Source organism: Alteromonas sp. BZK5 (assembly GCF_014349115.1).
GTDB classification, from domain to species: Bacteria; Pseudomonadota; Gammaproteobacteria; order Enterobacterales; family Alteromonadaceae; genus Alteromonas; species Alteromonas macleodii.
The window spans coordinates 1-7,759 of record NZ_JACSOE010000117.1; the positions used below are offsets into that span (position 1 = coordinate 1).

Here is a 7,759-nt window from a genome sequence, read left to right on the forward strand (position 1 = left end):
ACATAGACCTGTTAGTACGGCCTCTGGTTCATGTTCAAATAAAGGTTTGAACAAATTTGTTCGATGATACTTTTTAGTTTGGTGCTTCAACACCAAGTTCTTTGGAGCACACTCTTTATAAAATGAAAAGTCACGAGTGGCTGCTGCCAGGCCTGTTTGAAAGCGTTGAATCAAGTCAGCCCTAGCTACTTGACCAAAGTATTGGAGGTTAAAGTCTATAAATGCCAAACGTTCACGTTGGGCATGATTGGCGGTTTCCAGTAATGACATTATTTTTATAATTTTTAAAACCTTATCGCTAAATAGTAGTCAATTATGAAAGGTGGTGCAATGATTATGATTAGATCATGTAGTTAAATTTGATTCTGATGTAAGAGTGTATATTAATATGAGCGGACACGACGACGTGCCGCTTGAATCGTCACGTCGTCAATTCAAGATTAATCAACTTCCAGATAATTCAATAGCTTTCATAACTAGAGTGTGCATGCCCCGTAAGAAATGTGAACACTATCATTGAGCCTGATTAAAGGATTTCAGTAAGTCAGGCTATGTTGAAACCTCAAAGAGAGCTAACTGATTCTACTAGGCAACCCTGTATTTACCTCAACATCCCCAGCGAACTTAAAGAATGAGCTACATTTCATCAATCATCTCGCTGAGGGATGTAAATATAGTTGCTAGCTTGATTTGCTTTTCTTGCTGCTGATTCCAGCTTTTTCATTGTGTCTTTTACATTCAGGCTAGAAAGCCAACTGTTGATGTATCTCACAGAGTTAACACCAGGCAATTTTCGTATACCAAAGCGCGTACACAAAAAACAAGACCCGAGTTCTGCAACTAGTTCTTCAAAAGCGTATTTCGCGCTTCCAAATTCATGTCCTATTTCTCTGTTACAGCGACTTTCATGACCTGTCCAATGAACCATTTCGTGAATCAACGTACCATAGTAGGCTTTTGTTGCGTCCTTACCTTTGAACATCTCTTTCTGTGGCATAGTTATATAATCGTCGTTGGGATCGTAAAACGCCTTACCTTCTATTGTGTGTTCAATACGAACATTTAACGCTTTAATAATCTCATCCAACTTAGAAAGAGGTTTAACTTTCACATCGACAGCATCAGCGCCATCAAAACCTATTACTTGACTCGCGTTATAGACAATAGATACCTTTCTCCCAAATCCACTCGTAACTTCATCTTCTGCCAGCTGAACAGCGTCTTCTTTAGCTTTTATTGTGAAGTGATGAAAAACAGCAGCTGGTTTCGCATCTACACTTAATTCACATCCCATTTTCTCCCATTGTTTCTTTGTTGCCCAAAAATTACTTTTAAAACCATGGTGCTCTGATATTAAAGACAAAAAAAGCCATGAGAATAAAGAGTCATATTGACGATGGGTATGAGCGTTATAATGCGCCTCTAGTACTGGCGAAGTTAACCATTCTGAGACGAAATTGCTGTTCTCCTTGTCCAGTCTACCTACCAAATTATCGAATATCTTTTGATCATGCTCCCAGCCAGCACTGTTTAAATCAATAACATCCGCTAAGCGCTTAACAGAGGAAAATAGAGGCATGTTGAGAAGTGTCTGGACATCATAAGCAGAGGTTAACTGTTCTGAGACCCCAAGTTCATCAAGATAGCGTATCCAGAAGTCGAACTCTTTGAGTAATGGGAGCAACTCTGATTTAGTTACATCAGCCCACTCCTCGCTTTCTAAACCAAATATTTTACGAAGCGTTGTACCACTGTGTTTTCTTTTTAAGCCCTCTAATAGCTCTGAAATAGTAGCCCCTGCCAACGCCTCAAGCTCTGATAAGAATGTCGCAGCTTGTTTAAGTGGTTTAACACTAGCATCAAGAGATTCTTCGTACTCTAGCCATTTAATTGGGCTGCTGGTTGACTGAGTTTGTATGAGAAAGTTAGAAAAGTTAGTTTTTCCATGAATATCTCTAGAGCGAGTCATTAAGTTCACGATTGAACGCCCTGTTGCCAATGCATATTCATGTTGAAGGAAAACACTATTACGGAATGTTGCTAAGTTAAACATTTTCATCCTTGATTTAGAATATTGACGTATTTTTCGTTTAGTACCTTTAAAATAGCTCTTATTTTAGTGAATTGCTCAGATTTTTTAAGCACATACTGCGACATTACTGCAGCTTAAGCCATGATTGATAGTTTTCTAAGAGCATGCGACAATTTTTGTCGCATGCTATCTCTATGCTATGGTGAAGACATAATTGCAAAAGTCAGTTTTCCCCAATGAGTGCATTTCAACGCAAGCTCGACATTCTTCAATTTGTGCCTTCTGCACCTAGAAAGGTATCTAGCCGACAAATTTTTGAAAATTTACAAAACTGCGGTCATCACAATATCGATATGCGCACGGTGCAGCGGGACTTAGTTAGCCTAGAAAATATTGGGCTATTTGGGTTAGACGTTGATAAACGTTCAAAACCCTACGGCTGGTTTATAAACGCTAATTTTAAGAAACTCAATTTAAGCTTGATGGATGGTAATACCGCTCTCGCATTTAAGGTGCTTGAACAGTCCGGTGCCACACTGCCAAATTCTACACTTAAAGAAATGCAGCCTTACTTTGCAAAGGCGAGCCAGGTCTTAGAGCAAGATAGTGACTCTTTACTTACAAACTGGCTAAGATCAGTGGCGGATTCGCAAGTTTCCCAGCCGCTCATTCCACCCGAAATAGATGCAACTTCGTTTGAAAGATTAAAAAGCGCAATCTTTTTTAAAAAACAAATCTCTGCCGATATTAAGCGTATTTTTAGCGGCGGCAATGAAATGGTTTGGAAGCACTACGACAGAGTTAACCCTATGGGGCTGGTTAAACAAGATGGCAGACAACTCTTTGTATGTACTTTTGGTTCGCTGCACAAAAGACGCTACGCACTACCGTTACAGTTTATAAGAAACATTACTGTCACTGACGAAGACTGCCAACAAGAATTCAGTGAGCAGGAAAATATCCAAACCTTGTCGGCTAACAATAAAGAAGACATTAAACTTAAGCTATTGGTTAAAAATAACTCTTTATTTTTACTTCACGGCTACAGGCTGAGTAACGACCAGGTCATTATGCAATCAAGTCATGCAGATAAATCTTTATTGATCGCCACGGTGAAAGATACCAATAAATTACGCGCTTTCTTAAGAGGTTTAGGCGACAACATAGAGGTCATCGCCCCTCAAAAACTGAGGCAGTATTTTGTTGAGCTTTCTGAAAGGTTATTCTTCGCTTACCAGGAAAAATTTGCGCAAGAAAGACCATTGCCTTCAGACTAAGATAACTCCCTACCCTGCAGCCTAACAAAAGCAGGTATATCCAAATATGCAGCGTCCTTTTTGGATGATGCTGGAACAGATGCTTGCTTCATGGGTATCACATTTTTCTCTTGTTCAAAGTTTTGAGTCTTAGAAGGCACACCTGTGGCGATAACTAAGACTTCACCAAAGTGTGGTAATTCTGGAGATAAGGTTACGCCTGTAATAATAAGAGTTTGAGGGCCATCGACTAAAGATTGGAGTGTCGCTAGCATTTCTTCATACATTGCTAAGCTGGGCTCTTCTCTACACGTAAGCTGCGCAATAACACCCTGCGCCCCAATTATATTTTGTTTGTCGACCAATGGGTTTTCTAAAGCATGTTTTAATGCTGCGCTTAATGAACTGTCATCTTCAGCTATACCCACACCTAGCGCAGTATCCCCTTCTAGAGAGAGAATGTGACTGAAATCATTAATGTCGACGTTGATATAACCCGTGTTCGTGAGCATTACGATAATGGCTTCGACAATTCTGTGCATCTGAGTGTCACAGTGACGAAATGCAGAGAGAAGCCCTACGGTTTCATCTAGTGCAGAAAGCAATGAATCGTTAGACATAACGAGAGTAGCATTGGCTTTACTTCGTATTGTCTCAAGCGCGTTTCTAGCAATGTCGCTTCGCTTTCCTCCCTCAGCTTTGAAAGGCAGCGTCACAAAACACATCACATCGATATCGCTCTCTTTGGCTAAATCAATCAAGATTGGCGTTGCCCCACTTCCAGTGCCACCTCCCAGGCCAGCGATAATGATAATAAGGTCAGCATCTTTTATTAATGTCGCTAAGGCATCTTTGCTCTGAATGGCGGCGTCGCTTGCTACATCCGGGTCGGCCCCGGCTCCATATCCCTTTGTTTTTGCCTCGCCTATCAATACCACTTCATGATTTGTACACCTATGCAAAGCAGCGATATCAGTATTAACAGAGCTAAACCTGATATTTTCATGTGAGCAAAGACTGGCCATGTTGCTTATCGCATTGCCACCACAGCCTCCCACACCTATAACGTGAATATTAATTCGTTCGGTTCGAATGTCTTGCATGTACTTACTTTTGAAAACTAATGTCTTGTAAGCATGAAACAACAATGCGGCAAAAGATGACGCATAGGATTATCGAACGTATATTAGATCTATGCCATACCAGCTTTAGACGCCGAAACTACTCCTCATGAGAGTCTTTTTGAAGAGAAAGCCCATACCTAGAATAATGCTATTTCATAAACTCGCTACTTTAAGCTTGCTCTTTTGAGTCTTCCCTATCGAATCGTTGTATCTGAGTCGCTATATTGAGCTTCGCGGAATACCTCAAGTGTTCTTTCTCACAAGTCCAGATATGACGCAAAATATCGGCATACCTAGGGTTTGTTTTGGAAAGTAGGTAGAGTGGTAAGGAACAAAGCTCCAACGTTAACGAATCATGATTTACCATTGTTCCAGTAGTGGTGTAGTTCATAGACTCTGATAATGTGACGGATTTGCCTATATCGTGGAGAAGCGCCCCGACAATGCCTAAAGCTTTTTCCTCTTTTCGACCAGCCATGTTTTCAGCAAATAACTCTGCTACGCGTATACTATGTTTTAATAAACCACCAACGTAGTTATGATGGTAATTCAAGCTTGCTGGATTTCGAAGGAACGGCACCATTATTCTGCTTTGAAGCAAAGTGTGCGCGACGAAGTGCTTTAATGCGTCATACTCAATACTCTCGACAATTTTGACCAGGCGCGCCATATCTTCATGGTTAACCGAAGCATCTTTAGGAATTAAGCGTATATGCCTGTACTTTTCTGGAATTTCATCAACAGCATAAATAAAATCGGCAACATGTACCTCACCAACGGTTGTTTTAATTTTTTTTGCTTCAACGTGAACAAAGCCAAAGTGAGAAAAGTGTTTTATATCGCAATCAATCTGCGTGGCTATCACCTCAAATTCAGTAAATGCATCCATTAACGTAATTACCCAATACGGCTTACCATGCTGGTTTAACTTCGCTACGAGTCCAGCCATGCAGTAAAACCCTTTAAAACGAGCAAGTTTTTTCGCTTCTGAAAGCTCCGGCTGCAATGAATCAATTTTCATCGTTCTACCCTCTTTATTGATACCAGTATAAGCTTCAATCTAATTAACCTTAACAGTGTACTAAATGCTAAAACTATAAGTGCTGGCTGTTCTCACATAGAACGTTTGAAAGTAGTTGCTCGAACGCAGAACCGTCTCTACGAGTGAGGTTTGGTACGTAGCGGCTGTAAATCTCAAATAGCATTTTTGTGTTTGCGTGCCCCATTTGACGCGCTATCCATTCAGGCGCTTCACCTGATGCTAACCACAACGTTGCAGCGGTATGACGAGTTTCGTAAGGCCTACGGTATTCCATTCCGATTTTTTTCAATGTAGGTTTCCAAACCCGGTCTCTTACATTGCCATGATCTAGTGGGTTACCTTGGGAGTTCGGAAAAACAAACTTCCCATCTCCAGAAACGTCAAACTGATTTTGAAGTGCTTCTTTGACCAATGTCGACATTTGAATGTCGCGCATGGAGCCACGAGTTTTTGTTGAATCCATTCGGCCTTGAACAAATGTCTCTCTGATACTTATCGTACCTAATTCAAAATCAACGTATTTCCACATCAGGCCGTCAATTTCAGCTGTCCTCATTCCAGTAAAAAAGCGTACTGTGTAGTAGTTCCGAAAGTCGATACGCACTGTTTTTAAGAACGTAAGCACTTGTTCTAGTGAAAATGGATTAACATCTCGTCGGTCTACGCGAAGAGGCGCAATATTTTCAAATTGGCACCGGAAACCAAACCTGTCAGCTGCCTCCCGCAAAATCATGCGAAGCGGTGTCATGATATGGTTTACAAAATCGGTCGAAAGTTGAGTGCCATCAGCTTTTGGTTGCATCAGCTTGGCGCGATATTTCAAAATAGTCGGGCGGTCTATTTCGCTCACATCAAAACCCGTAAATTCTTTGGTGAGATAAGAAAATACGTAAATTCTCATGCTGCTGACGTAGCTCTGTTTCCAACGTACTTCGTTTTCAGAAAACCACTCCTGGGCAAAGTCTTCAAACGACGTATTATTATGCCCTTGAAGAGCGTTAGACGCTTTTTGGTACGTTGCCAGCATCGCTCGTTTTATGCGACTTGCCTGTTCATCCTCTTTCACAAAGTTCGAAGCCTTTTTAGAATCGGGAAAATAATCGCTGTACACAAAGCATTTTAAGCGGATATCTGACTCTATTTGCTTAAGTAGCTTTTCAAGTTTCTTCCTGTTAGCCCGCGTATCAGGCAATGCAGTTTGCTCTCTACATCGTGTATTTAGATACCTGAAATCAATATAGAGCTTGGATTCACGAACATTTATGCTACCCATGACACACTCTCCCAGATGCCATAGGAATGTATGAGGCATTTCGAACAGCAGATTCATACAAATACGCTTCTACCTCTTCCCAAATGTATAGAATTTTTCTACCATTAAACGGTCGAATGTAATGCTTACCTTCGATGAAAATAGAGTCTCGCAGCTCCGCATTGATATAGTTGGCGCTAAATTTAATTCGGGCTGAGAGCTCTTTTGCTGTGAGCAACGTTTGTTTCATAAAGGCCTCCTTTGACCTGTTTTCGTCTTCACAAGACAAATATACAAGTCATTTTTCGTCTTATCAAGACATTTTTGTGTATTTTTTGGTAACTGTATTTTGATTAAGTACAAGATAAGAGAGCTGGTAAAACAGAAATCCGAACAAGAAGGCAGAAAAATAACGCTTTCGTTTTTAGCTAATGAAGTAGGTATTCAAAGCTCTGCTATGAGTAAAATAGCCAACAACACTGGCTATCACACCAGCATCACTACGTTAGAGGCTTTATGTAAATTCTTTGATTGTAAAATTGAGGATGTAATTGAGTATGAGCCGGATTAGTGCACGGTTACAACGCTCAAGTATTTTGATAATTAAATAAACGAAAATCGTAATTTCATGCTTGTCAAATTACTTCTAAGGATTGCAAGTAAGCCAGGAGATATTATTAAGCAGCAGGTTTAATGGGTAGAAAGATGACAAAAAAGCTTCTTTGTGTGAAGGTAGAACTGCTCAAAACTCTTGATATGGGTGATTGAAAATTCATAAAGCCTTTTGGGGGGCATACCTTCGAAAATCAGTTAATTTTGAATTTGTGAACGCATACACCAGAAATGTACAACTATAGATGTAAATGCACAGGAGAGCTAACGCAATGAGTAATATTCAGCTTCTCGGAACAATAATGGCTATATTAAGCTTGGTTGTTTTGTTTGGTGGGTTTTATTGGTTGATAAGAAGAAATAGATAACGAAAATCTACTAAGCTTTTTATTATGGGAAATTAGTTTTCCCAATCGATTTTTATTTTAACTTATTAATTAT

7 protein-coding genes and 1 pseudogene are annotated in these 7,759 nt (G+C 40.1%); 2 read left to right on the forward strand and 6 right to left on the reverse strand.

All coding sequences use genetic code 11. The features are described 5' to 3' along the window. A pseudogene (locus BIZ39_RS22060) lies at nt 1-270 on the reverse strand (WYL domain-containing protein); the annotation flags it as partial. A 376-nt stretch (nt 271-646) separates the two neighbouring features. After that, nucleotides 647-2,053: a zincin-like metallopeptidase domain-containing protein gene (locus tag BIZ39_RS19310; protein ID WP_187447780.1), complete on the reverse strand. Its 1,407-nt coding sequence runs from the start codon at nt 2,051-2,053 to the stop codon at nt 647-649. 215 nt (nt 2,054-2,268) lie between these two features. Between BIZ39_RS19310 and BIZ39_RS19315 the strand changes: the two genes are divergently transcribed. Continuing rightward, the gene (locus tag BIZ39_RS19315; RefSeq protein WP_187447781.1) at nt 2,269-3,309 is read left to right on the forward strand and encodes a helix-turn-helix transcriptional regulator; all 1,041 of its coding nucleotides are present in this window, start codon (nt 2,269-2,271) and stop codon (nt 3,307-3,309) included. On the opposite strand, the gene BIZ39_RS19320 is transcribed toward BIZ39_RS19315, so the two are convergent. The 4 genes from BIZ39_RS19320 to BIZ39_RS19335 form a co-directional block, all read right to left on the reverse strand. Continuing rightward, nucleotides 3,306-4,391, reverse strand: a complete 1,086-nt coding sequence (locus BIZ39_RS19320) for a cell division protein FtsZ (protein WP_187447782.1) — start codon at nt 4,389-4,391, stop codon at nt 3,306-3,308. The genes BIZ39_RS19315 and BIZ39_RS19320 overlap by 4 nt on opposite strands. A gap of 190 nt (nt 4,392-4,581) precedes the next feature. Then, complete coding sequence (locus tag BIZ39_RS19325; RefSeq protein WP_187447783.1) at nt 4,582-5,433, reverse strand: HDIG domain-containing metalloprotein; 852 nt, start codon at nt 5,431-5,433, stop codon at nt 4,582-4,584. Between the two features lie 73 nt (nt 5,434-5,506). After that, nucleotides 5,507-6,727: a site-specific integrase gene (locus tag BIZ39_RS19330; protein ID WP_187447784.1), complete on the reverse strand. Its 1,221-nt coding sequence runs from the start codon at nt 6,725-6,727 to the stop codon at nt 5,507-5,509. Continuing rightward, nucleotides 6,720-6,956, reverse strand: a complete 237-nt coding sequence (locus tag BIZ39_RS19335) for a hypothetical protein (protein WP_163109808.1) — start codon at nt 6,954-6,956, stop codon at nt 6,720-6,722. Before BIZ39_RS19335 ends, BIZ39_RS19330 begins: the two co-directional genes overlap by 8 nt. Before the next feature lie 99 nt (nt 6,957-7,055). On the opposite strand from BIZ39_RS19335, the gene BIZ39_RS19340 reads away from it, so the two are divergent. Then, nucleotides 7,056-7,277 carry a helix-turn-helix domain-containing protein gene (locus BIZ39_RS19340; protein WP_187447785.1) on the forward strand — a complete coding sequence of 74 codons (222 nt, stop codon included), beginning with the start codon at nt 7,056-7,058 and terminating at the stop codon, nt 7,275-7,277. Nucleotides 7,278-7,759: the final 482 nt, after the last annotated feature.